This window comes from Corallococcus sp. Z5C101001 (assembly GCF_007352635.1).
Classification (GTDB): Bacteria; Myxococcota; Myxococcia; order Myxococcales; family Myxococcaceae; genus Corallococcus; species Corallococcus silvisoli.
In genome coordinates this window covers 108,563-132,038 of record NZ_VKLU01000017.1, presented here as the reverse complement: position 1 = coordinate 132,038, position 23,476 = coordinate 108,563, and the positions used below count along the sequence as shown (strand labels likewise).

Annotated in this window: 17 protein-coding genes; 7 read left to right on the top strand and 10 right to left on the bottom strand. The window is 72.3% G+C overall.

All coding sequences use genetic code 11. The features are described 5' to 3' along the window. Positions 1 to 77: 77 nt before the first annotated feature. Complete coding sequence (gene cglD, locus FOF48_RS32045; protein WP_143908003.1) at positions 78 to 3,494, bottom strand: adventurous gliding motility lipoprotein CglD; 3,417 nt, start codon at positions 3,492 to 3,494, stop codon at positions 78 to 80. A gap of 261 nt (positions 3,495 to 3,755) precedes the next feature. Here cglD and FOF48_RS32040 point away from each other — a divergent pair, with 261 nt between their 5' ends. After that, positions 3,756 to 4,496, top strand: coding sequence for a TIGR02266 family protein (locus FOF48_RS32040; protein ID WP_370456617.1), 741 nt, complete (start codon positions 3,756 to 3,758; stop codon positions 4,494 to 4,496). After that, positions 4,493 to 5,440: a serine/threonine-protein kinase gene (locus FOF48_RS32035; RefSeq protein ID WP_186002156.1), complete on the top strand. Its 948-nt coding sequence runs from the start codon at positions 4,493 to 4,495 to the stop codon at positions 5,438 to 5,440. The genes FOF48_RS32040 and FOF48_RS32035 overlap by 4 nt, the downstream gene beginning before the upstream one ends. A gap of 13 nt (positions 5,441 to 5,453) precedes the next feature. Here FOF48_RS32035 and FOF48_RS32030 read toward each other — a convergent pair whose 3' ends face one another. After that, on the bottom strand, positions 5,454 to 9,428 hold the full coding sequence (locus FOF48_RS32030; RefSeq protein ID WP_143907999.1) for an AAA family ATPase: 3,975 nt from the start codon (positions 9,426 to 9,428) through the stop codon (positions 5,454 to 5,456). Beyond that, a complete protein-coding gene (locus tag FOF48_RS32025) occupies positions 9,425 to 10,669 on the bottom strand; it encodes an exonuclease SbcCD subunit D (RefSeq protein ID WP_143907997.1) in 1,245 nt (414 codons plus the stop codon). Before FOF48_RS32025 ends, FOF48_RS32030 begins: the two co-directional genes overlap by 4 nt. Positions 10,670 to 11,143: 474 nt before the next feature. On the opposite strand from FOF48_RS32025, the gene FOF48_RS32020 reads away from it, so the two are divergent. Beyond that, positions 11,144 to 11,824 (top strand): hypothetical protein, encoded by a 681-nt coding sequence (locus FOF48_RS32020; RefSeq protein WP_143907995.1) that lies wholly within the window; start codon positions 11,144 to 11,146, stop codon positions 11,822 to 11,824. Between the two features lie 438 nt (positions 11,825 to 12,262). On the opposite strand, the gene FOF48_RS32015 is transcribed toward FOF48_RS32020, so the two are convergent. From FOF48_RS32015 to FOF48_RS32005, 3 genes are read right to left on the bottom strand one after another with little or no spacing between them, the layout of a single operon-like run. Beyond that, positions 12,263 to 13,396: a putative Ig domain-containing protein gene (locus FOF48_RS32015; protein ID WP_143907993.1), complete on the bottom strand. Its 1,134-nt coding sequence runs from the start codon at positions 13,394 to 13,396 to the stop codon at positions 12,263 to 12,265. 30 nt (positions 13,397 to 13,426) lie between these two features. Further along, positions 13,427 to 14,149: a 1-acyl-sn-glycerol-3-phosphate acyltransferase gene (locus FOF48_RS32010; RefSeq protein ID WP_143907990.1), complete on the bottom strand. Its 723-nt coding sequence runs from the start codon at positions 14,147 to 14,149 to the stop codon at positions 13,427 to 13,429. 17 nt (positions 14,150 to 14,166) lie between these two features. Beyond that, positions 14,167 to 14,964, bottom strand: a complete 798-nt coding sequence (locus FOF48_RS32005) for an SDR family oxidoreductase (protein ID WP_235685270.1) — start codon at positions 14,962 to 14,964, stop codon at positions 14,167 to 14,169. Between the two features lie 229 nt (positions 14,965 to 15,193). Between FOF48_RS32005 and zwf the strand changes: the two genes are divergently transcribed. The 3 genes from zwf to gndA are packed head-to-tail and all read left to right on the top strand — an operon-like array spanning position 15,194 to position 18,845. Beyond that, positions 15,194 to 16,735, top strand: coding sequence for a glucose-6-phosphate dehydrogenase (gene zwf, locus FOF48_RS32000; protein WP_143907986.1), 1,542 nt, complete (start codon positions 15,194 to 15,196; stop codon positions 16,733 to 16,735). Next, complete coding sequence (pgl, locus tag FOF48_RS31995; protein ID WP_143907984.1) at positions 16,732 to 17,397, top strand: 6-phosphogluconolactonase; 666 nt, start codon at positions 16,732 to 16,734, stop codon at positions 17,395 to 17,397. The genes zwf and pgl overlap by 4 nt, the downstream gene beginning before the upstream one ends. Positions 17,398 to 17,417: 20 nt before the next feature. Further along, on the top strand, positions 17,418 to 18,845 hold the full coding sequence (gene gndA, locus FOF48_RS31990; protein WP_143907982.1) for an NADP-dependent phosphogluconate dehydrogenase: 1,428 nt from the start codon (positions 17,418 to 17,420) through the stop codon (positions 18,843 to 18,845). Positions 18,846 to 18,863: 18 nt separating this feature from the next. Here gndA and FOF48_RS31985 read toward each other — a convergent pair whose 3' ends face one another. The 4 genes from FOF48_RS31985 to FOF48_RS36655 form a co-directional block, all read right to left on the bottom strand. Further along, a complete protein-coding gene (locus FOF48_RS31985) occupies positions 18,864 to 20,501 on the bottom strand; it encodes an acyl-CoA synthetase (RefSeq protein ID WP_143907980.1) in 1,638 nt (545 codons plus the stop codon). Between the two features lie 137 nt (positions 20,502 to 20,638). Next, on the bottom strand, positions 20,639 to 21,472 hold the full coding sequence (locus FOF48_RS31980) for a zf-HC2 domain-containing protein (RefSeq protein ID WP_143907978.1): 834 nt from the start codon (positions 21,470 to 21,472) through the stop codon (positions 20,639 to 20,641). Beyond that, entirely contained in the window at positions 21,469 to 22,026 is a 558-nt protein-coding gene (locus FOF48_RS31975; RefSeq protein WP_143907976.1) for an RNA polymerase sigma factor, read from the bottom strand. Before FOF48_RS31975 ends, FOF48_RS31980 begins: the two co-directional genes overlap by 4 nt. 111 nt (positions 22,027 to 22,137) lie before the next feature. Beyond that, positions 22,138 to 22,311, bottom strand: coding sequence for a hypothetical protein (locus FOF48_RS36655; RefSeq protein ID WP_186002155.1), 174 nt, complete (start codon positions 22,309 to 22,311; stop codon positions 22,138 to 22,140). 146 nt (positions 22,312 to 22,457) lie between these two features. Between FOF48_RS36655 and FOF48_RS31970 the strand changes: the two genes are divergently transcribed. Continuing rightward, a complete protein-coding gene (locus FOF48_RS31970) occupies positions 22,458 to 23,465 on the top strand; it encodes a cupin-like domain-containing protein (RefSeq protein ID WP_143907975.1) in 1,008 nt (335 codons plus the stop codon). Positions 23,466 to 23,476: the final 11 nt, after the last annotated feature.

Genomic DNA, 23,476 nt, shown 5'->3' with positions numbered 1-23,476 from the left:
AGGTCCAGCGGGCTTGCCTCACCGCCGCGCTCCCGGTCCTCGTGGCACCGGGAGCGCGTCTTCGTTTCGGAGGCGACCTAGCCGATGGGCTTCTCGCAGGCGCACGCGCTGACGTTGCACGTGTAGCCCGGCGCGCAGCCGCCGCAGTCCGGCTTGCAGACGCAGGCGCACAGGCTCGGGTTGGAGCCGAAGCCAGGGCCGCAGTTGAGCGCGGCCGTGTCGCAGACGCAGCCGCAGGACGCGCTGTCGAACTTGTAGCCCGCCGCGCAGGACGCGGACTGCACGCAGCTGCACGAGCAGGTGGCCGTGTTGCACGTCTCGAACGTGCCGCACGCGCCGCCGCAGTCCGGCGCGCAGGTGAAGTTACACACCGCGCGGTCGGTGTTGCACACCTGTCCCGGAGGCGCCGTGCCGCCGCAGTCCGACGGGCACTCGCACTTGTCCGTGGTGCGATTGCAGACGAGCTTGCCCGCGCAGAAGTCCGGGTCGCTGGGGTCGTAGTACTGGGTGTCGGACGAGCACGGGGGCGGGTTGCCGTTGGGCTTGCTCGTGCGGTCGATCCAGTAGCGGTACGACACCGCCGCCTGCGTCTTGCCGGACTCCTTCGGACGGCACGCGCCGTAGAAGGACACGGTGCGGTTGATGCCGTCCACGTCGAAGCCGTTGGTGCGGCTGCGCGGCAGGTCTCCGATGCTGGGGCACAGGGTGGCGTTCGCCACCTCCGCCACCGCCACCTTCAACGACGCGCCAATGGGCGGCTTGAGCGTCTTGTAGCCCACGGACGCGATGACGCTGTCCACGATGGCGTTGATGGTGTTGGTGATGGAGGTGCTGTCCCGGATGCTGCCCGCGACGCCGCCCGAGGCCTGGATGACGTCCAGGTGGCGCGGGATGCGCGGGTCCTCATCCGTGCGGCACCACGTGCTCTTGTCCGCGGTGGCCTTCTCCGGCGGGCAGATGATGCCGTGCATCTGGATGACCGTGTTGAGCGGGTTCTTCGTCGTCCCCGCCGTCGTGCCGGTGTTGAGGAAGTACGCCGTGTATTCCTCCAGGGAGCTGCTGGACTGGTCGCGGGTGTCGGTCAGCACGACGACCACCACCTTCGCGCCCGGCCGGATCCGCGTCGCCGTGGTGCCGCCCGTCGCGGTCAGGTCGTTGATGGCCTTGCGCGCCGCCTCCAGCGGACGCTCGGTGCCGTCACCGGTGATGCCCACCCAGCACTCCTTGTCGCTGCCGCAGGTGGTGTTGGGCAACGGCGTGGAGCTCGAGCTGTCCGTCACCGCGCACACGGAACTCCTGCACACCGCGTTCTCGGTCAGCCACGACTTGAACTGGTCGACGTTCTGCGTGAAGGCCCGGAGCACGCCCTTGTTCGGACCGGTGCCGGTGTACGCGGTGGTGACCATGCCCAGGCGCCAGTCCAGCGTGGCGTTGGCCAGCTTGTTGGCCACCGCGCTCGCCGCGCCGGCGAGGAAGGTCTGCGACGTGGCCATGGAGCCGCTGTCGTCCACGACGAAGAGGAAGTCCACCACCGCCGTGTTGCCGGTGAAGACCTCGCACTGCACCGCGTCCGCGTCGCCGAACTGCGCCAGCGCGGAGCCGCCCGCCGTGTCCGACATCGTGAAGAGGCTGTTCGCCTCGTTGTAGCGGGCCGCGGGCGTGAGGGCGATGATCGCCACGACGCTCTGGTTGGAGCGGTGCACGTACTGCGCCTGGACCTTGAACGGCCCGGTGATGCCCGCGTTGTTGGCCAGCGTGCCCTGGCTGGAGGGCACCAGCTGCCGCGCCAGCGAGTTGGTGAACGCCTTCAGGTCCGTGGTGCCGGCGAGCCCGTACCGCGCCACCACCGCGGGGAAGCCGTCCCAGGTGCTGAAGGTCTGGGTGAACTCCACGTCCGCGGGCGACAGCAGCGCCGTGCCGGAGCGGATGCCCACCTCGTCCCCGGAGGGCGTGGTGGAGCCCGTCACCTGGCCGCGCTTGTACGCGATGAACGTCACCTGCTTCGTGTCATCCCACCCCATCACGCCCACGGTCTGGTTGTTGACGGTGAGGTTGACCAGGTTGGCGTTCTTGAAGGTGTTGGGCAGCGCCAGCCGGATGTCCGCGCCGCTGTCCTCCTTGAACGTCACCGTGCGCAGGTTCTGCTCGCTGCACGCCTTGCCCGCGGGCGTGCTGGCCGCGCCGTCCGTGGGGTCCAGCGGGTTGAGCTCGCCGGGGTCGACACGGCCGTTCTGGTTGGAGTCCTCCGCGCCGTCGGAGATGCCGTCACCGTCGGTGTCCGCCTTGGTGGGGTCCGTCTTCGTGGTCGGGTCCATGTCGCCCGAGTAGCCGCAGTTGGTGCGCGGGGCCGCCGCCGTCGTCACGCCCCGCTCCAGGCCGTCCAGCAGGCCGTCGCCGTCCGTGTCCGGGTTGGTGGGGTCCGTCTCGCCCGGGTCCACCTTGCCGTTGGAGTTGAAGTCCTCGCCCAGGAAGCCGTCGCGGCCGGGGCCGTCCTGGAGCCCGTCGCAGTCGGAGTCCGTCAGGCGGGGGTCCGTCTCACCGGAGTCCACGCGGCCGTTCTTGTTCTTGTCCTCCACGCCGTCCGCCACGCCGTCGCCGTCGGTGTCGGCCTTGTACTTGTCGGTGCCGGTGGCGTCCTCCACCGCGTCGGGGATGCCGTCGAAGTCCGAGTCCAGGACGGACGCGGCGCAGTCCGCCTTGCGCGGATCCGTCTCGCCGGGGTCCACCTTGCCGTTCTTGTTCACGTCCTCGGCGCCGTCGGAGCAGGTGTCTCCGTCGGTGTCGGGGTTGAGCGGATCCGTGCCGGTCTGCTTCTCCAGGCCGTCCGGCAGCCCGTCGCCGTCGGTGTCGCGCAGGCGCGGGTCCGTCTCACCGGGGCTCACCGAGCCGTTCTTGTTCGCGTCCTCCACGCCATCCGGGATGCCGTCGCCGTCCGTGTCCGCGGTGTTGGGGTCCGTCTCCGTGGCGTCGCGCTTGCCGTTGCGGTTGGCGTCCTCCAGGCCGTCCGGCAGGCCGTCCTCGTCCGTGTCCGCCTTCACCGGCGAGGTGCGCGTGGACGGATCCTGGTCCGGGTAGAACGAGCAGTTGGGATCCACGCTGGACGTGCGGCCCACCTCCACGCCGTCGCGGATGCCGTCGCCGTCCGTGTCGCGCAGGCCGGGGTCCGTCTTCAGGCCTCCGGCGTAGACCGTGGAGTACTCCTCCTCGTCCGTCAGGCCGTCGCAGTCCGAGTCCTTCTTCGAGTTGTTCGGATCATATGGGTCGGTGGGGACTTTGCCGGGGTCGGGGTCGGGGTCGACGATGACGCCAGCGTCCTCGACATAGCCCGCGTCGAAGCCCGCGTCGAAGCCCGCATCGGAGCCCGCGTCAGTGCCTCCGTCGGTGATGGTTTCAGGACCGGGTCCCGGGTCGGGGTCAGGGTCGGTGCCACCACAGCCTGTGAGGAGCGTGGCGGCGAGCAGCGTGCCAGAGCAGAGTCGGATCCAATTGCGCATACAGAGGTGCACTCCGAGAAGGGGGGTTACGGAGAACACCCGCCAGCATAGAAGCCCGCGCGCGGGATTCCGATGTAGGTCCGTCCTCGGACGCAGATCGCATCGTGATTTTGGAAGTTCTGAGTCCGCCGTCGTCGCCTGATTCCGACTGCACTGTCTTTACGAGGGCCAGGAGGGCTCGGCTATCTTCCGCCCGTGCCAGTCTTCGGTCTTGCGGCGGTCTGGGGGGAAGCAGCTTCGCCTGAGAAGGCGGCGGCCGTGGTGCAGGGGTTGGGCGCGCTGTTGCCCTCCGCGCAATCCATGCAGTTGCTGGTGGCGTTCCGCGACGAGGCCGGCGCGTTGGAGGTGAAGGTCGAAGTGCCCGGCTATCCGCGCGCGGCGGTGGAGCGGCTGGGTGAGGAGGTGCGCAAGAGCGGCGGCACCTTCGTGGAGCTGTGGCGCCTGCCCAAGGCGGAGCGGGACGCGCTGCGCTCGCGGACGCTGGCGGGCGGCACGCCCTTCACCGGCGAGGAGCGCGCGCAGGCCGCGCAGGAGCTTCAACAGCACCTGGAGGCGCTGGCCGCGCGAGGCCCCCTGCCCCAAGCGCCCGCGCCTGGAGCGCCGCCCGCGACAGTGGCCCCTCCCGCCCGGCCGGAAGGCGAGTCGTTCCGGAGGCCGGAGGGCGAAGCCTCCGCGGAGGAGCCCCAGCGGCGGGGCCGCAGGTTCGCGGTGAAGCTGGAGCTGGAGTTCCGCACGGAGCTGGACTTCGTGCGCGAGCACGCGCTGAACATCTCCAACGGCGGCCTCTTCGTGCGCACGGCCCACCGTCCGCCGCAGGACAGCGTCGTCACGGTGGACGTGAAGCTGCCCAACGGCCAGCGCCTGCAGGGCGAGGCGCTGGTGGTCCACGTGGTGGACGCGCCCTATACCGGAGGCGTGGGGCTGGCCTTCCTGAGCGACGACGCCACCTTCTCGGCGACGCTCGACGAATACCTGGCGAGCCTGGTGGGGGACAAGGCGTGACGCTGGAGGAAGGCCAGACACCGGAGTGGCCGCGCGACCTGGGGCGCTTCCAATTGCTGTCGCGGCTGGGGCGCGGCGGCAACGCGGAGGTGTTCCGCGCGCGGATGCGCCAGGGGCCGATGGCGGGCGAGGACGTGGCGCTCAAGCGCGTGCGGCCGGAGCGCGCGCGGGACCCGGAGGCGCGCGAGCAGCTGCTGCACGAGGCGGAGCTGGCGCGGTGCCTGGAGCACCCGCACATCGTGGGCTTCCGGGAGTACGGCGAGCTGGAGGATGGGCCCTACCTGGCGCTGGAGCTGGTGGACGGCACGGACCTGGGGCGGGTGCTGGCGCAGTGCCGCCGCCGGCGCATCGAATTGCCCATCGACCTGTCGGTGATGATGGTGCGCCACGTGCTGGAGGCGCTGGCGTACGCGCACGCGGCCACCAACTCCAAGGGCCGGCCGCTGGCGGTGGTGCACTGCGATGTGTCCCCGAGCAACGTGCTGCTGTCCCGCGGCGGCGAGGTGAAGCTGGCGGACTTCGGCGCGGCCCGCTCGCGCGCGGGCATGGCGGTGGATCCACGGCGCGTGGGCAAGCAGCACTACCGCTCCCCGGAGCTGCTGGCGGGCGAGGTGTCCGTGGCGGTGGACCTGTGGGCGGCGGCGGTGCTGCTGTACGAGCTGTTGTCGCTGGCGTCGCCCTTCCCGGAGGGCACGGCCGAGGAGGTGGAGGCCTCCATCCGGGGCCTGCGGGTGACGCCCGTGCGCATGCTGGCCCCCGAGGTGTCCGACGCCCTGGCGCTGGTGTTGGACCGGGCGCTCGCGCCGCATCCGTCGCAGCGCTTCTCGTCGGCGGAGCAGTTCGCCCGGGCGCTGGCGGCGCTGAGCGACGACCGCGTGGCGACCCCGCTGGCCGTGGCCGCCGTCGTGCGCGGGCTGATGAGCGCGGAGCCGGTGACGGGCTGAGCTGGCCGGGCCGTCACGCCACCTGATGTTCCGCTGGCGCGACGAGGCCCGCTTCGCCCTCCACCACGAGCCGGCTGCGCCCGCCGCCCTGCTTGACCACGCGCACCTGCACGCCGATGCGCTCCGCCAGCCCGCTGACGTGGGAGATGATGCCCACCTGGCGGCCGGTGGCCTGGAGCGCGTCGAGCGTGGCCAGCGCCACCTCCAGCGTCTCCGGGTCCAACGTGCCGAAGCCTTCGTCGATGAAGAGGGTCTCCACCTGCGTCGTCTCCGATGACAGGGAGGCCAGGCCCAGCGCGAGCGCCAGGGACACGAGGAAGCTCTCGCCGCCGGAGAGGCTGGCCACGCTTCGCACCTCGTCGCCCATGTCGCGGTCCACGACCTGGAGGTCCAGGTCGTGGCCGGGGACGCGCTCCAGGCGGTAGCGGCGGGCCAGCTCGCGCAGATGCGCGTTGGCGTGCAGCAGCAGCGCGTCCAGCGTGAGGCTCTGGGCGAAGACCTTGAACTTCTTCCCGTCGTGCGAACCGATGAGGTCGCCCAGGGTCTTCCACACCTCCGCCTCGCCCCGGCGGACCTCCAGGGCCCGGGCCTCCGCGCCATGGCGCGCGCGGGCGGCGTCGTCGGAGTCCAGCCGGGCGCGCAGCAGGGCCTCCGCGCGGCGGCGCACCTCCACGTCGGTGCGCAGCGTGTCGCAGAGGGCCGCGACGTCCGCCTCCACCAGGGAGGGAAGTCCGGAGGCCTCATGACGAGCGCGGCGCTCGCGGCGCTCCACGAGCACGGCGCGGGCCTGGGCCACGGCTTCACGCAGGGCGGTGAGCGCGCGGCCTTCCGCGTCGCACCAGGTGGCGTCGCGCGCCAGCAGGGCCTTGAGCTCCTCCAGCGTGGTGCCGCGTCCGGAGAGGCGTTCCATGAGGACGGACCGGGCGCTGTCGAGCGCGCGGAGGGCTTCGGTGCGCAACCGCACGGCGTCCTCGGCGCGCGCGGTGGCCACCTTCTCCGCCTGCTGGAGGGCTTCGGAGTCCTCGCGGGCGCGCTCGTAGGTGTCCTGGGCCGCGTCGATGCGGGCCTGGAGCTCCGCGCGCACCTCCTGCGTGGGGCGGCCCTGGAGGAGCCGGGCGCGGAGCTTCGAAGCGTCCAGGAAGGCGGCGTCCTTGAGGCGCGCGCGGTCGGCGGCCGTCTGGGCTTCCTCGTGCCGGGCCTGGAGGCGGACCTCCTCGCGGGCGCGGCGGCCCTGTTCCTCGTCCAGGCGCTTGCGCGCGGACTCCAGCTCCGCGAGCTTGTCGCGCCACTTCGTCACGCGCTCCAGGCAGCGCCCCTGGAAGCGCACGGGGTCCGCCGCGAGCTTCTCCTCCCAGGAGACCTCGCTGGCGAAGGGCGGGGACACCTCGAGGAGCGCGCGCCGCCGGGCGTCGCTTGCGATGTCGCGGCGCAGGAGCGCGTCCCGGTGGGACTGCGTCGCGCGGGCCTGGGCGTCCTCGGCCTTGCGCAGCGCCTCGGCCGCGGCCTCGCGCCGGGTCCGCCGGGTCTCCAACAGGGCCCGAGCCTCGCGCGCCGCGCTGGCCCGCAGCTCAGCGGAGGCCTCTTCCTCGCGCACCGTCGCGAGCCGGACGCGCACGTCCTCCTGGGCGGCGCGGATCCACGCCCGCGCCATGGGACCTTCCGCGTCATCGGGAGGCGGTGCGTCAGCTGGGCTCCGCTCGGCGTCCCCTCCGAGCGACAGCGCTCTCGCGTCGGTCGGGCCCTGTCCTTCCTGGGCGGCGCGGATCCACGCCCGCGCCATGGGACCTTCCGCGTCGTCGGGAGGCGGTGCGTCGGCTGGGCTCCGGGCAGCATCCCGCCCGCGCGACAGCGCTCTCGCGTCGGCTGGGCCTTCTCCTGGAAGCACCGCGCGGGTCCACCGCTCGCGGGCCGCGCGCCAGGACTCGTGGTGGCCCTTGCGCCTGCGTGCGGCCGTGTCACGCCTGCCTTCGGCCTGGGTCGCGGCCGTGTCCGCCGTCGCCTGCCGCACGCTCGCGGCGCCCTCTTGCTTCGCCGCGGCGTCACGCGCCGACTCCAGCTCCACCACCCGGGCCGCCGCCTCCGCGACCAGCCCCTCCAGCGCCGAACCCTCGCGGGCATACGGATGTTCGAGCGCACCGCACAGCGGACACGCCTCCCCGTCATGCAGCGCGGCCCGGTGCGAGGCCAGCCCCTGGGTCGCCTCCGCGCGCGACTGCGCACGCCGCGCCTCCTGGAGCATCGCCTCGTGCAGCGCGCGCCGTGCCCCCGCGTCCCTCGCCTCTTGCGCCGCGCGCGCGGACGCTTCGCGGTGCGCCGTCACCTCCGCCGCCGCCTCCCCTTCCGCCGCCCCCTCTCCCCGCGCGCCTTCGTCCGCGAGCGACAGCGCGCCCAGCGCCTCCTGACGCGCGAGCAGCGCTTCACGAAGCGCCCGCCGCGCCGCGCCGCCGTCCTCCCTCAGCGCACCTTCCGCGTGCGTGGCCAGGGCCTGCGCCTGCGCTTCCGAGTCGGCCGCGCCCTGATGCTCCTCGCGCCGAGCCCGGGCCTCACCGTCCAGCCGGTCCGCGTCCTTCCCCAGCCGCTCCACGTCCGAGCCCGCGGCCTGCTCCTCCTTCAGCGCCACCGCGTAGCGCTCCAGCTCGCGCTGCCAGCGAGGCCATTCGGCCGCCAGGGTCTCCCAGCTCGCATGCGACGCGCGCCAGGCCTCCGCCCCCTCCACCAGCGCCTGGGCCTTCGCTTCCGCCGCCTGCACCACCGCCAGCGCGTCGCGCGCGGACTCCTCCCCCCGCACCGCCTGCTTCGCCAGCTCCGAGGCCTCGCGGGCCTCGCGCTCGGCCTCCGCGCGGCGCGTGTCCAGCGTCGCGGCCTCCTCCAGCGCCGGGCGCACCGCGGCCTCCGCCTCCAGCGCCGCCGCCCGCACGGCCTCCGCCTGCATCCGCGCCTGGCGCTGCGCCCCGGCCGCCGCGAGCGCCACTTCCGCCTGGGAGGCCCGTTCGAGTTGGTCGGCCTCCGCCCGCGCGCAGCGCTGCTCCGCGGTCTCCACCGCGGACACCACCGCGCGGAAGCCCTCCGCCGCGCGCACCGACTCCAGCAGCGCCTCCCTCGGCGCCGCCGCCTCCCGCTCCGCCTCCGCCCGGGTCAGCGCGCTCGCGGCCTGCTGCTCCTGCCCCATGAACTCCGCGCGCTGCGCGTACCAGGACCGGGCCCCTTCCGCCTCGCGCAGCCGCGCCTCCTCCCGCGCCCGCGCCGCCTCCTCCTCGCCCAGCCGCCCGCGTGCGCCCTCGCGGTCCGCGTCCGACATCAGCGCGATGGCCGCGAGCCCCTGCGACAGCCGCTTCAGCTCCTCCTGCTCCTGCGCGTTCTTCTCGTGCGCCGCGACGGACACCCGGCTGTACACCTCCGTGCCCGTCATCCGCTCCAGCAGCTCCGCGCGCTCGTTCGCGTCCGCGCGCAGGAACGCCGCGAACTCCCCCTGCGCCAGCAGCGCCGAGCGGCGGAACTGGTCGAACGACAACCCCAGCCGCTCCTGGATGGCCTGGAGCACCTCGCCCTTGGTGCGGCCGAACAGCTGCCCCGAGGCCACGTCCGTCAGGCTCAGCTCCTGCGGCCGGAAGCGGCCCTCCGCGCGCTCGCGCGCCCGCCACACGTTCCAGCGCGCCCGGTAGCGCCGTCCGTCCTTGCCCAGGAAGTCCACCTCCGCGTGGCCCTTGCCCGCCCCGCGCCGCAGCATGCCGCGCACGTCGTAGGCCGACAGCCGCGCCTCCTCGTCCTCGTCCGCGCGGCCCACCAGCACCTTGCTGGGTCCGCCCAGCCGGGGCGTGCGGTCGAACAGCGCCAGGCACAGCGCATCCAACAGCGTGCTCTTCCCCGCGCCCGTCGCGCCGGAGATGGCGAACAGCCCCAGCCGGTCCAACGGCGCCCGGTCCAGCTCCAGCGCGAAGTCCCCCGCGAAGCTCGTGAGGTTGCTGCCGCGAATCGCGAGGATCTTCACGACGCGTCCTCCTGCACCTGCGTGAGCAACGCGTGAAAGGACTCCAGCAACACCGGCGAGGGCGCCTCCTTGAAGTCCCGCGCGTAGCGGGCCAGGAACACGTCCTCCGGCGTGCGCTCGCGCAGGGACAGCCCCGGCCGCGCGTCCGCCAGCGCGCCGCCCGTCCCGGTGTAGAAGGGCGTCAGCTTCACCAGGCGCGCCGCGCGGCCCTCCAGCGCCTTCTCCACCTTGTGGCGCAGCGCCGGCTCCGGCCGGGGCAGCGACACGCAGACCTCCAGGTACGGCCGCATCGCCTCCGGCATCCCCGCCTCGTGGGCGGGCAGCGCCGCCAGCAACTCCAGCACCTCCACCAGCGGCGCCGCATCCCTCGCGGGCACCCGCATCATGTCCGTGGTGCGCGGCACCGACAGCGGACGCACCTGCTGGAGCGCCCCATCCTCCACGTCCAGCACCAGCACCTGATGCCGGTAGTGCGCCTCCGACAGGGACAGCGGCAGGGGAGAGCCGCTGTAGCGCACGCCCTCGCGGCCCCCCACGCGCTGGGCCTTGTGCAGGTGTCCCAGCGCCGCGTACGCGACGTCCTCCGGGAACAGCTCCACCGGCAGCGCGTGCTGGTTGCCGCCCAAGATCTTGCGTTCGCTCAGCTCCGACAGCTCCGAGCCCGTCATGTAGCAATGGCCCATGGCCACCAGCGCCTGCCCGGACCGGCGCCGCCTGCGCGCCGCGGCCAGCACCTCCGCGTACACGGAGCGCACGCCCTCCACCAGCCGGTCCCCCTCGCCGTCCGGCACGGGGGGCAGATCCGAGGGCCGCAGGTACGGCACCGCCGCCACCCACGCGCCCACCTTCCCACGCGCGTCGTGCACCGGCACCACCAGCCGCTCCATCTCCAGGCCGCCCCGGTGGCGAGGCAGCCCACCCACCACGCGCACGCCCAGCGCGCTGAAGAGCGGATCCGGCGCGTCCAGCCGCGCCGCGGAGTCGTGGTTGCCGCCCACCACCACCACGTCCAGCTTGGGGAGCGTGCGCCGCGCCCGCGCGATGAAGTGGTACCAGGCCGCCTGCGCCTCCGCGCTGGGGTTGGCCGTGTCGAAGATGTCCCCGGCCACCAGGAGCGCGTCCACCTCCTGGGACTCCAGGGTGCCCAGCAGCCACGTCAGGAACGCGGCGTGCTCCGCTTCGCGCGAGACGTCATACAGCGTGTGTCCCAGGTGCCAGTCCGACGTGTGCAGCAGGCGCATCCGGCGTTCACCCTCCCTCGTGGCCCGGTGGCGGGTGCGAGCCGGGCAGCCTCCCCCGGTCCCGACCCCGACTCCAAGCGGCAAGCCCCCGCTCCCTTACCCGCCCCCTCTGACATTGTCGAAAAAGGGCGTCATTCCGCGTGGTTGCATCCAAGCCCTGCGCCCCGCGTCCCATGCATCCCGCCCCACGCGCCACGGCGCCTCCAGCGCGCGGAGCGCCCACCCGTGGAGGCGCACCCGGACGGTGCGAGCAGCGCGTCGCGAGGGCCCCACGGACAAGGGGCCACCGCCCGTCCCTGGCCTCCGGGACGCGAGGGAGCGCGGGCACTCGGGATTCCACGCGTTTGCATCCGGGCGCAGGCCCTTCCCCCGGGTCCAAGCACCCCATGGAGCAAGCCTGCCCTGCGCGCGGGCGGTGCGGATGCGTTCGGATTGATGGTCCACGCGCCGCGCGCCAGTGCACAATGCACCGCCATGCTTCCCGGTGTCTTTTCTCCGCTCGGCATCCTCGGGTCCCTGCTCGTCGTGGGCACCCTGGTCCTCGCCACCCTGTTCCAGCTCAAGCGCCGCCAGCGCGCCGCGTGGGAGGCGTTCGCGAAGGCGCACGGCCTCACCGTCGCGGAGCGGCGGCTGGAGGTGCAGGGGCGCTACCAGGGGCGCACGTTGCTCCTGGCCACGGGCAAGCGCGGCGCGGGCGGCAAGAAGCGCCAGACCGTCACGGTGCTGCGGCTGGACCTGGAGGGCGCGCTGCCCGCGGATCTCCTGGTGGAGCACGAGCGCCCGGAGGACAAGGTCCCCGGCGCCGCCACCCCGCGCGAGGAGGCCCTGGGCGACGCGGAGCTGGACGCGACCTTCCAGGTGGAGAACCTGGCTCCCGAGGCGCGCCCCGTGCTGCTGGACCCCGGGGTGCGCCAGCGCCTGCTGGGCCTGCGCGGCCACCGGCGCGTCAGCATCAAGGGCGGCTGGCTCCAGGTGGAGCAGCGCGGTGTGCCCGCGAGCAGCGCCACCCTGGAGGCGTTGATCCGCGCGCCCCACGACCTGGCCCGAGCCGTCACCGAGGCCGCCCCCGCCCTGCCCGCATCCCACTCCGTGGAAGCCGCGCTGCACGCGGAGGCACCGCCGGACGAAGAGCTGCCCGGCTCCGAGCACGCCTGAAGCGCGCCGAACGCGGGCCTCCGCCCGACGAAGTGAGGCAGTGCTCCACCGAGCACGCCGGACGCCCGCTGTGAACACGAGGCCCCCGCCCGAAGTGAAGCAGTGCTCCGCCGAGCACGCCGGACGCCCGCTGTGAACACGAGGCCCCCGCCCGAAGTGAGGCAGTGCTCCGCCGAGCACGCCGGACGCCCGCTGTGAACACGAGGCCCCCGCCCGAAGTGAAGCAGTGCTCCGCCGAGCACGCCGGACGCCCGCTGTGAACACGAGGCCCCCGCCCGAAGTGAGGCAGTGCTCCGCCGAGCACGCCGGACGCCCGCTGTGAACACGAGGCCCCCGCCCGAAGTGAAGCAGTGCTCCGCCGAGCACGCCGGACGCCCGCTGTGAACACGAGGCCCCCGCAGCCCGAAGTGAAGCGGTGCTCCACCGAGCACTCCCCGCTCAGCTCCGCCGCCGCCGCGCTCGCAAGCCCAGCAGCCCCAGCACCGTCCACACCGCGGGCGCCAGCGCGCCGGCGCCGCAACCACAGGCGACGACGTCATCGCCTTCGTCGTCGCCACGCGGAAGCGTCCCCCCGTCCGTGGCGGTCCCCGCGTCGGGCTCGGGACAGGCGACACACACCATGATGACACTTGAGGCCTGCTGCCCCAGCGTGTCCGTGACGAGGACGTACAGCAGGTGCTCGCCCGGCGCGAGGCCCGTCGTGTCCCACCGGCCCGGCGCGCCACCGAAGGAGTAGGACGGACCGGGTCCCTCCTGCGTCTGCAGCCGCTGGCCATCCACCCAGAACTCCGCGCTCACGCAGCCCACGTCATCCGCGCACCCGCAGGAGTAATCCGCCCATCCCGCTGGCACCCGGGCCCCCTCGAACGGGGCGGTGATGCGCGCCACGGGGGGCTGATCCCGCCCCACGACGAGCCGGAAGGCCAGCTCCGCATCCGGCTGCTGCCCGTTGCTGGCCACCACCGCCACGTCCACCTCGCCCGTCTGGGAAGGCGTCCACGTGAGGTGGCCCAGCGCATCCAGGCTCATCCCCGGAGGCGCGGTGCGCAGGGCATACGTCGCCGCGGGCCGCCCCTTCGCGTGCACGACGAGCCGATAGGGCGCGGCCACCACGGCCTGGGTGACAGGCACGGTGGTGAAGACCGGGGCCAGGGGATCCTGGTCCGCTTCCGTCGCGATGACGGTGCGTGACTCCAGGTACGGCGCGGACAGCGTGAAGGTGGCCGTGCCATCCTCACTGTCCGCGTCCTTCGCTGCCGCCAACACCACCTGCTGGGGGGTGCTCCAGGTCGCCGAATCGAACGTGAGCGACGCCCCTTCCCGCACCGTGAGGTCCTCGTCGCCGTCCGTCCGCTCCACCGTGACGGTGACCGGCACGAACGGGTCTCGGGACAACGCCACGCTGAAGGACGCGGTGCCCCCCTCCACCACCGTCAGCGCCGACACGGGCAGCACGAGGCGCGCGGGGTCGGGAATGCCCGCCTCCGGCAAGGGAAGCGGCCGGGAAGGAGCCCCCGCCCACGCGGTGGAAGTCAGACAGACCCCGAGCCAGAACAGGAGCAGGTGGCGCATGGCCCGGACGCTACCCCATCCGGCGCCCCCTCAACCCGCGCGCGCGAGCGCCTCCACGTACTGCTCGCGCACGCGCGTGGCCAGCTCCGCCGAGTCCGGCCCGAAGCTCTCCGGCGGCAGCGCCGGCATCACGCGCACGGTGATGTTCGCGCGCGGGCTCATCCATGGCCCGTCCCCGTCCACCAGCTCGCGCGTGCCACGCACCAGCACCGGCACCACCGGCACGTGCTCCTCCAGCGCCAGCTGGAACGCGCCGCGCTTGAACGGCAGCAGCTCCCCGGACGAATAGGTGCCCTCCGGGAAGATGAGCACCGGGATGCCCCGGCGCAGCCAGCGGCGGCACGGGCGCAACAGCTGCTCCATGGACGTGGAGCTGCCGCGCACGATGGGCACGTACCCCAGCAGCGTCATCATCCAGCCCACCAGCGGCGCGCGGAACAGCGACGCCTTCGCCACGAACTTGTACGGCGTGAACAGCCCCATCACCGCCAGGATGTCCGCGAAGGACTGGTGGTTGACGACGTAGACACACGGCCCCTGGGGCAGCAGCTCCCGGCCCTCCACGCGCACGCGCCAGCCGGGCGAGGCGTGCAGCCACAGCCCGTGGCACCACCGGCACACCAGCGCGTGCAGCCACCGCCGGTCGGGGTCCAGCGGGTACGCCACCACGAACAGCACCGCGCCCAGCGTGAAGAGCAGGGGCGCGGTGAGCAGGAACAACACGAAGAACCACAGCGAGACGACGTAGCGCATGGGGAGGACGGCGCGCTTCAGCGCTGGGCCGGCGGGGTCATGTTCGCCGCGAAGTTCATCGCGTAGTTGACCTCCAGGCCGCCGTCCACGACCAGCGTCTGGCCGTTCACGTACGCGGAGCCCTCCGAACACAGCCACTCGATGGGCCGGGCAATCTCATCCACGTGGGCCACGTGGCCCGCGGGCACCTGCTCCTGCACCTTCGCCTCCAGGCCCGCCCACGCGTCGCCCATGTAGAAGCGGCTGGAGTCCGTGTCGATGTAGCCCGGGTTGACCGCGTTGACGCGGATGCCCGTGCCGGACAGCTCCGCCGCCAGGTACTTCACCAGGATCTCCATGGAGCCCTTCATCGCGCCCAGCAGCCCGTGGAACGGCAGCGGCATCCGCGAGTCCATGCCGGACACCGCGACGATGCGCCCCTTGCGCCCGTCCATCAGCGGCACCGCGCGCTGCGCGCCCAGCAGGAAGCTCTTCACCGTCACGTTGAAGGTCTTGTCCATCTGGTGCAGCTTCGTCTGCATCAGCGGCGTGAAGACCGTGGAGGCCGCGTTGGCGACGAACACGTCCAGGCCCTTGAACTCCTCCTGGATGACGTCGAACACGCCGTGGAGGCTCGCGGGCTCCAGCTGATCCGCCATCACGGTGCGGCAGCGGCGGCCCAGCGCCTCCACCTCTCCCACCAGCGTCGCCGCGGCCTCCGCGTCCCGGCGGTAGGTGGAGACGATGTCATAGCCGGCACGGGCCAGCCGCAGGGAGACCGCGCGGCCCACGCCGCGCGAACCCCCGGTGATGAGCGCCACGGGAGAAGTCGTCATGGCGCCCAGGGATACCATGTTCCCGGGCCCCGGCTCGCGCCCGGCCGCCCGTGCGCTCCTCGGCGGAGCCGGTGCGGGCCCCCCGGGTCCGCGCGGCGCGTGGCGACGGCGGCGCCGCACCGCCGGGGCAGGCAAGACGTCAGGCCCGCGTCATTCTCCTGCAATGCGCTTGCAGGGCCGCCAGATTAGCGCCTTAAGGTGCCCGGTCGAACCCGGAGGGAGACACCGCATGGACGCGCAGGGAGTGCACATCGAAACCCATCCCCGTGAAGGCGAACCGGTGTTCAGCGCAGGCCGCCCGGACCCTTGCACGCTGGTCCTCTTCGGCGCCACGGGCGACCTGGCCGAACGCAAGCTATTCCCGGCCCTCTTCGAGCTCGCCCGCTCCGGCCTGCTCCCGGAGCACTTCGCCATCGTCGCCTTCAGCCGCTCCAAGCTGGAGGACGGGGCCTTCCGGGAGCACGTGAAGGAGGGCCTCCAGAAGTTCGCCCGCACGCAGCCCGTGGACGAGGCCACCTGGAAGCGCTTCGCCCAGAGCATCGAGTGCGTCTCCGGCGGCTACGACGACCCGGAGGCCTTCAAGCGCCTGGGCCTGAAGCTCCAGGACATCTCCAAGCGCCACAAGACGGGCGACAACCAGCTCTATTACATGGCGACGCCCGCCTCCACCTTCCCGCAGATCATCCACAGCCTGGCCGGCGCGGGGCTGCTCACGCGCGAGGAGAAGCCCGGGCAGAAGCCCTGGCGGCGGATCATCATCGAGAAGCCCTTCGGCCACGACCTGGAGAGCGCGCGAGCCCTCAACAAGGAGCTGGGCGCGGTGGTGGACGAGAAGCAGATCTTCCGCATCGACCACTACCTGGGCAAGGAGACGGTGCAGAACATCCTGGTGTTCCGCTTCGCCAACGCCATCTTCGAGCCGCTGTGGAACCGCCAGCACATCGACCACGTGGAGATCACCGCGGCGGAGACGATTGGCGTGGAGGGCCGCGGCGGCTTCTACGACGAGACGGGCGTCATCCGGGACATGGTGCAGAACCACCTGCTCCAGGTGCTGGCCCTGTGCGCCATGGAGCCGCCGGTGTCCTTTGGCGCGGAGGACATCCGCGATGAGAAGACCAAGGTGTTCCGCGCGCTGCGCCCGGTGGAGGGCAGCGCGGTGCCCGAGCACGTGGTCGTGGGCCAGTACCAGGGCTACCAGGACGAGAAGGGCGTGAAGAAGGGCTCGCGCACGCCCACGTACGTCGCGCTGAAGCTGAACGTGGACTCGTGGCGCTGGCAGGGCGTGCCCTTCTATCTGCGCGCGGGCAAGAACCTGAAGCGGCGCATGACGGAGGTGTCCATCCACTTCAAGTCGGTGCCCATCGGCCTGTTCAGCGGCGGCGGGGACACCTGCCAGCGGCTCCAGCCCAACGTGCTCACGCTGCGCATCCAGCCGCACGAGGGCATCGCGCTGTCCTTCGAATCCAAGGTGCCCGGCGAGGACGTCAACATCGGCGGCGTCACCATGGACATGGACTACGCGGAGAGCTTCCAGAAGCCCGTGCCGGAGGCGTACGAGCGGCTGCTGCTGGACTGCATGCGCGGCAACGCCACCCTCTTCGCCCGGCAGGACAGCGTGGAGCAGGCGTGGGGCTACATCACGCCCATCCTGCAAGCGCTGGAGACGGAAGCGGGGGGCAAGCTGTACCCGTACGCGAAGGGCAGCAAGGGGCCGGACGCCGCGGACGCGCTGCCCGCGAAGAATGGCCGGCGGTGGTCCCCGCTATGAACCCGCCCGTCATCGTCCCTCCGGAGAAGCTGCCCCGGGAGGCCGCGGACTGGCTCGCGCGCGAGCTCACCCAGGCGCTCGCGAGGAAGTCCCGGGTGAGCCTGGCGCTGTCCGGCGGCAACACGCCGAAGGCCGCGTACCGCGCGCTCGCGGAGCACCCGCTCCCGTGGGAGCGGGTGGACGTGTACTTCGTGGACGAGCGCTTCGTGCCGCCCGACCACCCGGACAGCAACTACCAGCTGGTGAAGCAGACGCTGCTCGACCCCCTGAAGCTGCCGGACGCGCAGGTGTTCCGCATGCAGGGCGAGCGCGAGGACCACGACGCCGCCGCGCGCGACTATGAGAAGGCGCTGCCCGCGCGGCTGGACGTGGTGCTCATCGGCCTGGGCGAGGACGGCCACACCGCGAGCCTCTTCCCCGGCCACCCGGCGCTGAAGGAGCACACCCGGCGGGTGCTGGCCGTGGAGCAGGGCTCCAAGCCGCCGCCGTGGCGGATGACGTTGACCTTCCCCGTGCTCCAAGGCGCGGGGGCGGTGCTGGGACTGGTGACGGGCGAGGGCAAGCGGGACGCCATGCGGCGGGTGCTCGCGGGCGATATGTCCCTGCCCGCGTCGCACGTGACGAACACGCAGTGGATGCTGGACCCCGCCGCCGGAGGGTAGGCGGGTCCCCGGAGGGAATGATGAGCACACAGACGAAGCTGGCGCAGTTCGGCGTGGCGGGCATGGGCGTCATGGGAGCGAGCCTCGCCCTCAACATCGCGGACCACGGCTTCCGCGTCGCGGTGTGGGACCGCCACCCGGAGAGCATCCAGAAGGTCCTGGAGGACAACCCGAAGCAGGCCCTGGCGGGCTTCCCGGAGCTGGAGAAGTTCGTCGCCGGCCTGGAGCGCCCGCGCCGCATCCTCTTGATGATCACCGCGGGCGCCCCCGTGGACGAGATGATGGCGCGGCTGTTCCCGCTGCTGTCGCCCGGCGACGTCATCATGGACGCGGGCAACTCCTGGTACCTGGACACGCGGCGCCGCGAAGCCCTCTGCAAGGAGAAGGGCTTCCACTTCCTGGGCATCGGCGTGTCCGGCGGCGAGGAGGGCGCGCGCCACGGCCCGTCCATCATGCCCGGCGGTCCCAAGGACGCGTACGCGCTGGTGCAGCCGGTGCTGGAGGCCATCGCCGCGCGCAGCGAGGAGGGCCTGTGCGTCACCCACGTGGGCCCGGAGGGCGCGGGCCACTTCGTGAAGATGGTGCACAACGGCATCGAGTACGCGGACATGCAGCTGCTCGCGGAGACGTATGACGTGCTGCGCCGAGGCCTGGGCCTGGACACCGCGGTGCTGGCCGACCTGTTCTCCAAGTGGAACGAGGGCATCGCGGAGTCGTTCCTGCTGGAGACCACCATCAAGGTGCTGCGCAAGCGCGACCCGGAGACGGGCAAGCCCCTGGTGGACCTGGTGCTGGACAAGGCCGGCCAGAAGGGCACGGGCAAGTGGACGGTGCAGGTGGCGCTGGACATGGGCGTGCCGGTGCCCTCCATCGCGTCCGCGCTGGACGCGCGCAACCTGTCCGCGCACAAGGAGGAGCGCGTGGCGGCCAGCAAGAAGCTCCACGGCCCCGCAATCTCCCTGTCATCGGAGGAGCAGAAGGACCTGGCCCAGTGGGCGCACGACGCGCTCTACGCGGCGCGCGTGGTGACGTACGCGCAGGGCATGCGGCTCATCCAGGCGGCGTCGGACCAGGACAAGTGGGGCGTGTCGCTGGCGGAGATGGCGCGCATCTGGCGGGGCGGCTGCATCATCCGCGCGAAGCTCCTCACCCCGCTGCGCGAGGCCTTCCAGCGGCAGCCCACGCTGCCCAACCTGATGGTGTCGGAGGCGTTCGCGCCGGTGCTGGAGAAGATGGCCCCGTCGTGGCGCAAGCTGGTGGGCACCGCGACGAAGGTCGGCATCCCCGTGCCGGTGTTCAGCAGCAGCCTGGCGTACATGGACAGCTACCGCAGCCCGGAGCTGCCGCAGAACCTCACCCAGGCCCAGCGCGACGCGTTCGGCGCGCACACGTACCAGCGCCGGGACAAGCCCGACGCCGGCTTCGTGCACTCGGACTGGCTGAAGTAGCCCGCCCCTGCGCGCCGCCTACTTCTTCTGGGTGGCGCGCAGCTCGGCGCGGCGGATCTTCCCGCTCACCGTCTTGGGCAGCTCCGTGACGAACTCGATCTCCCGCGGGTACTTGTAGGGCGCCGTGGTCTTCTTCACGAAGTCCTGCAGCTCCTGCGCGAGCGCGGGCGACGGGGCGTGGCCCGGCGTGAGCAGCACGTACGCCTTGATGCGCTGGCCCAGCTTGTCGTCCGGCACGCCGATGACGGCGGACTCGGCCACCGCGGGGTGCTCAATCAGCGCGGACTCCACCTCGAAGGGGCCCACGCGGTAGCCGGACGTCTTGATGACGTCGTCGGAGCGCCCCACGAACCACAGGTAGCCGTCCGCGTCGCGCACCGCGCGGTCGCCGGTGACGTACCAGTCCCCCCGGCTGCTGGCCGCGTTGGCCGCGTCGTCGTTGAGGTAGCCCTGGAACAGGCCCACCGGCCGCTCCGGCTTCACGCGCACGGCGATGTCGCCCTCCTGCCCGTCCGCGACCTCCTGGCCGTGCTCGTCGATGACGCCCACGGTGAAGCCCGGGGACGGCTTGCCCATGGAGCCCACGCGCGGCGGAAGCGACGGGAACATGCCCACGATGACCACCGTCTCCGTCTGGCCGTAGCCCTCGCGGATGTGCAGCCCGGTGGCCTCCTTCCACGTCTCGATGACCTCCGGGTTGAGCGGCTCGCCCGCGCTCAGCGCGTGGCGCAGCGAGGACAGGTCCACCGCCTTCAGGTCCTGGAGCACCAGCGCCCGCCACGCGGTGGGCGGCGCGCAGAAGGTGGTGACCTTCTCGCGCTCCAACACCTTCAAGAAGGCCGCCGCGTCGAACCGGCCACGGAAGTCATGGACGACGTTGCACGCCCCTTGGCTCCACGGCCCGAAGAGCTTGCCCCACGCGCACTTCGCCCAGCCGGTGTCGCTGAGCGTCAGGTGCCGGTCCTCCGGCTTCAGGTCCAACCAGTAGCGGCCGGTAATCTGGTGCCCCTGGCCGTAGCTGGCCTGCGTGTGCAGCACCATCTTCGGCATGCCGGTGGTGCCGGACGTGAAGTAGATGAGCAGCGGATCCTCCGCGCGCGTCGGAGGGAACGCCGGAGCCTGGGCCTCCGCCAGGGCCTCCGACGCGTAGCGCGCCCAGGGCGAGGGAGGCTCGCCGGTGGACACCCACGTCGTCACGCCGGGGGAGGCGCCCACCACGCCCTCGAAGCGGTCCAGGCAGCTGAAGTCCGTGAGCACCGCCTTCGCGCCGGACGCCTCCAGCCGGTAGCGGATGTCCTTGGCGGTGAGCATGGGCGTGCCGGGCATGAAGACGATGCCGGCGCGGATGCAGCCCAGCACCAGGAACCACCACTCCGGCACGCGCGGCATCAGGATGAAGGCCCGGTCGCCGCGCTTCAGGCCCAGCCCGGTGAGGAAGCGCGCCGCGTGCAGCGAGCGCTCCTTCAGCTCCTGGAAGGTGAAGCACCGCGAGCGCCCGGACTCGTCGGACCACTGGAGCGCGGGGGCCTGGGGCCGCTCGGCCGCGTGCCGGTCGATGACGTCCGTGGCGAAGTTGAAGTGCTCCGGACGCTCCCACCGGAAGTCACGGCGGGCGGACGCGTAGTCGGAGGAAGCGGAGGGAAGCGACTCGGGCATGGGCAGGCTCCTGGAGTGTTCCGTCAACCCCAGCAGCCTGACACGTCATCCCAGCCCCGGAGACGAAAAGCCCGCGCGGGGCGCCCGGTGGTGGACGCTCGCGCGGGCAGGGAAGCTCCGGGGCTGCTCCGGCGCCGTCAGTGGGCGGCGGCGGCGCGCAGCTCGTCGGCCAGCTTGCGGGCCTCGTCGCTCCAGCCCGGCTCACCCAGCGCGGCCACCTGGTCGAAGTCGCGGGCGGCCCGCGCGTCCTGGTGCAGGGAGCGCAGCGCGAGGCCGCGGTTCCACAGGGCCTGCGCGTTGCGCGGATCCGCGCGCACCACGGAGTCCAGCAGCGCCAGCGCGTCCTGGTGACGGCCGTCCTGCAGCGCCACCACCGCCAGGTCGTTGTCGCGCGCCAGCGACGCGGGCTCGCGCGCCAGCACCGCCTGCGCCTGCTGCCACTGACCGTGCAGCACGTAGGCCGCGACGATGCCGCGGAAGTCCTTGCGCTCCTCCATCTCCGCCAGCGGGCGCAGCGGCAGCGGCGCCTGCACCGCCTCCGTGCCCTCCGCGCCGCCCCTCATGGGGCTGTAGCGGCGCCACTGATCCGCGCGAGGATCCGACAAGCGGGCCTCCAGCTCGCGGGTGGACTGGTTCTCCAGGAAGACGACCGCCGGGACCTGCGCGACCGGCATCATCCGCGGCACGACGATGGCGCAGAGGCTGGCGGCCAGGGCCAGCGGCGCCACCACGCGGGCGTTGCGGCGCACCCACGCGCCCAGCGCCACCACGTTGCCCCCGGGGTTGGAGGCGGGCTGCTCCGCCGCGCCCACGCCCAGCGCCCGCGCCGCCAGCAGCTCCAGCTGGAGCAGGTCCCGCAGGCCCCCTTCGCAGGCGGCGCAGCGTGGCAGGTGGTTCCGGAAGCCTTCGGCGTCGGACTCGGACAGCTCGCCGTCCATGAAGAGATGCAACCGGGTGCAATGCGCGTTCATGACTGGACCCCCCGCTCCCGAGCCACCGCGACGCTCGGAAGGAGCAATTCCCTCAGGTCCCTGCGCGCCAGCGTCAGCCAGCTGCCCACGGTTCCCACGGGAACGTTGAAATGTTCGGCGATGGCCTGGTAGCGGCGGCCTTCCGCGTGCAGCTTGTAGGCGTCCCGCAGGTGCGGCTTGAGCTGCTCGATGGCGGCCTGGAAGGCATCGTTGCCCACCAGCTCCCAGTTCTCCCGGTCGCCATCCCCCGTCACCGGCGCGTCCTGCACCAGCGCCAGGTGCGGCAGCCCCCGCGTCTCCGTGCGCTGCCGACGGCAGTGGTCCAGGAACCGGTTGGTCATCGTCGTGCACAGCCACGCCGCGCACGCCGCCTCCGTCCGGTCCTTCAGGTGGCCAAACTCAGGCAACGCCCGCTCGAAGGCCTCTTGGACCAGGTCCTCCGGGTCCAGGATGCCGCGGGCGCACAACCGGCGCGCCACGGCCAGCAAGCTCGGCCGGTGGCGTCGGATGAAGGCCTCGAAGTGGCGCCGTTCCCGGTTGAAGAGGTTGGCCATGACGCTAGGACCCGAAGTGACTGGTGGGCTTCCTGACTAAAGACGCCGAGCGGTTCGTTTCTTGAGAGAAAAATGCCCGGAAGGGCAGACAAGCCCGCCGGGCAGGGGGCCTCAGCGAGCGCCTTCCGCGCCCTCCAGCAAGGGGGGCACCGAGGGCGGCGGCAGCGGGCGGCGGCGACGCGGCGCCTGCTCGCTGCACGTGGGGTACGAGTTCTTCACATGGGGCGCGCTGGTGTCCGGCTCAAAGGCACCGGGGGAAACCGACGACACGTTTCCGGAGGTCATGGGGTCGTTTTCTCCTGCTACGAGGGGAGTCCTGCGTAAACCGAGGCTGGGTGGAATGGGACTGATGCGCCGTCCATAACATGGACTGACGCACTGGCAGCAGGGGCCCCCCCGCCCATGTCTCCAAGGATTTCAAGGAGTTCCGAATGAGCGAAGACAAGTCCCCCCTGCGGCCGGAGTGGCGGCAGTGGCTGGCGGAGAACCTGGCCCTGGGGGTCGCGGAGGAAGACGTACAGCGGGTCCTCGTGTCGTCCGGTGTGGACCCGGCGCTGGCGCAGGCGGAGATGCGGGCGGTGGGTGAGCACCCGTACTTCCGGGCCTGCCGTCAGGTGGCCCGGCACTTCGGCTGGATGGAGTCGCTGATGGACGTCTACAGCGCGCTGCGGGCCCAGGACGGGGGCCGCGCGCTGGAGGTGCGCCAGGGGGTGACGCCCGAGGAGTTCTTCCACCGCTACTACTTCGGCCACCGGCCGGTGGTGCTGCGCGGGATGATGGCGGACTGGCCCGCGATGCGGCGCTGGTCGCTGTCCTACTTCCGCGAGCGGTTGGGCGGCGTGGAGGTGGAGGTGATGGTGGGCCGCGACGCCGATCCGGATCACGCGGCCTTCCAGGACCGCCACCGCGCGCGGATGCCCTTCTCCGACTTCCTCACCTTGCTGGAGAAGGGGGCGGAGACGAACGACTACTACATGGTGCCGCGCAACGAGAACTGGCGGCAGGGCGGCTTGTCGCCGCTGCGCGAGGACCTGCGGGCCCCGGCGGGAATCATCGAACCGGACCTGAGGGAGGACATGCTCACGCTGCTGCTGGGGCCCGCGGGCACCGTCACCCCGCTGCACCACGACAACATGAACATCCTGTTGGGGCAGGTGATGGGCCGCAAGCACGTGCGGCTGGTGCCCTCCTTCGAGCGGCACCGCGTGTACCCGCACCGGGGCACCTTCAGCCACGTGGACGCGGACGCGCCGGACCTGGACGCGCACCCCCTCTTCGCGGAGGCCACGGTGCTGGAGGCGGTGCTGGAGCCCGGGGACATGGTGTTCCTGCCCGTGGGCTGGTGGCACTGGGTGAAGGCGCTGGACGTGAGCGCCAGCGTCACCTTCCACCACTTCCGTGTTCCCGGCGGCAACACGCACCTGGAGCCCCCTGTCTGACCCTTCCGTCA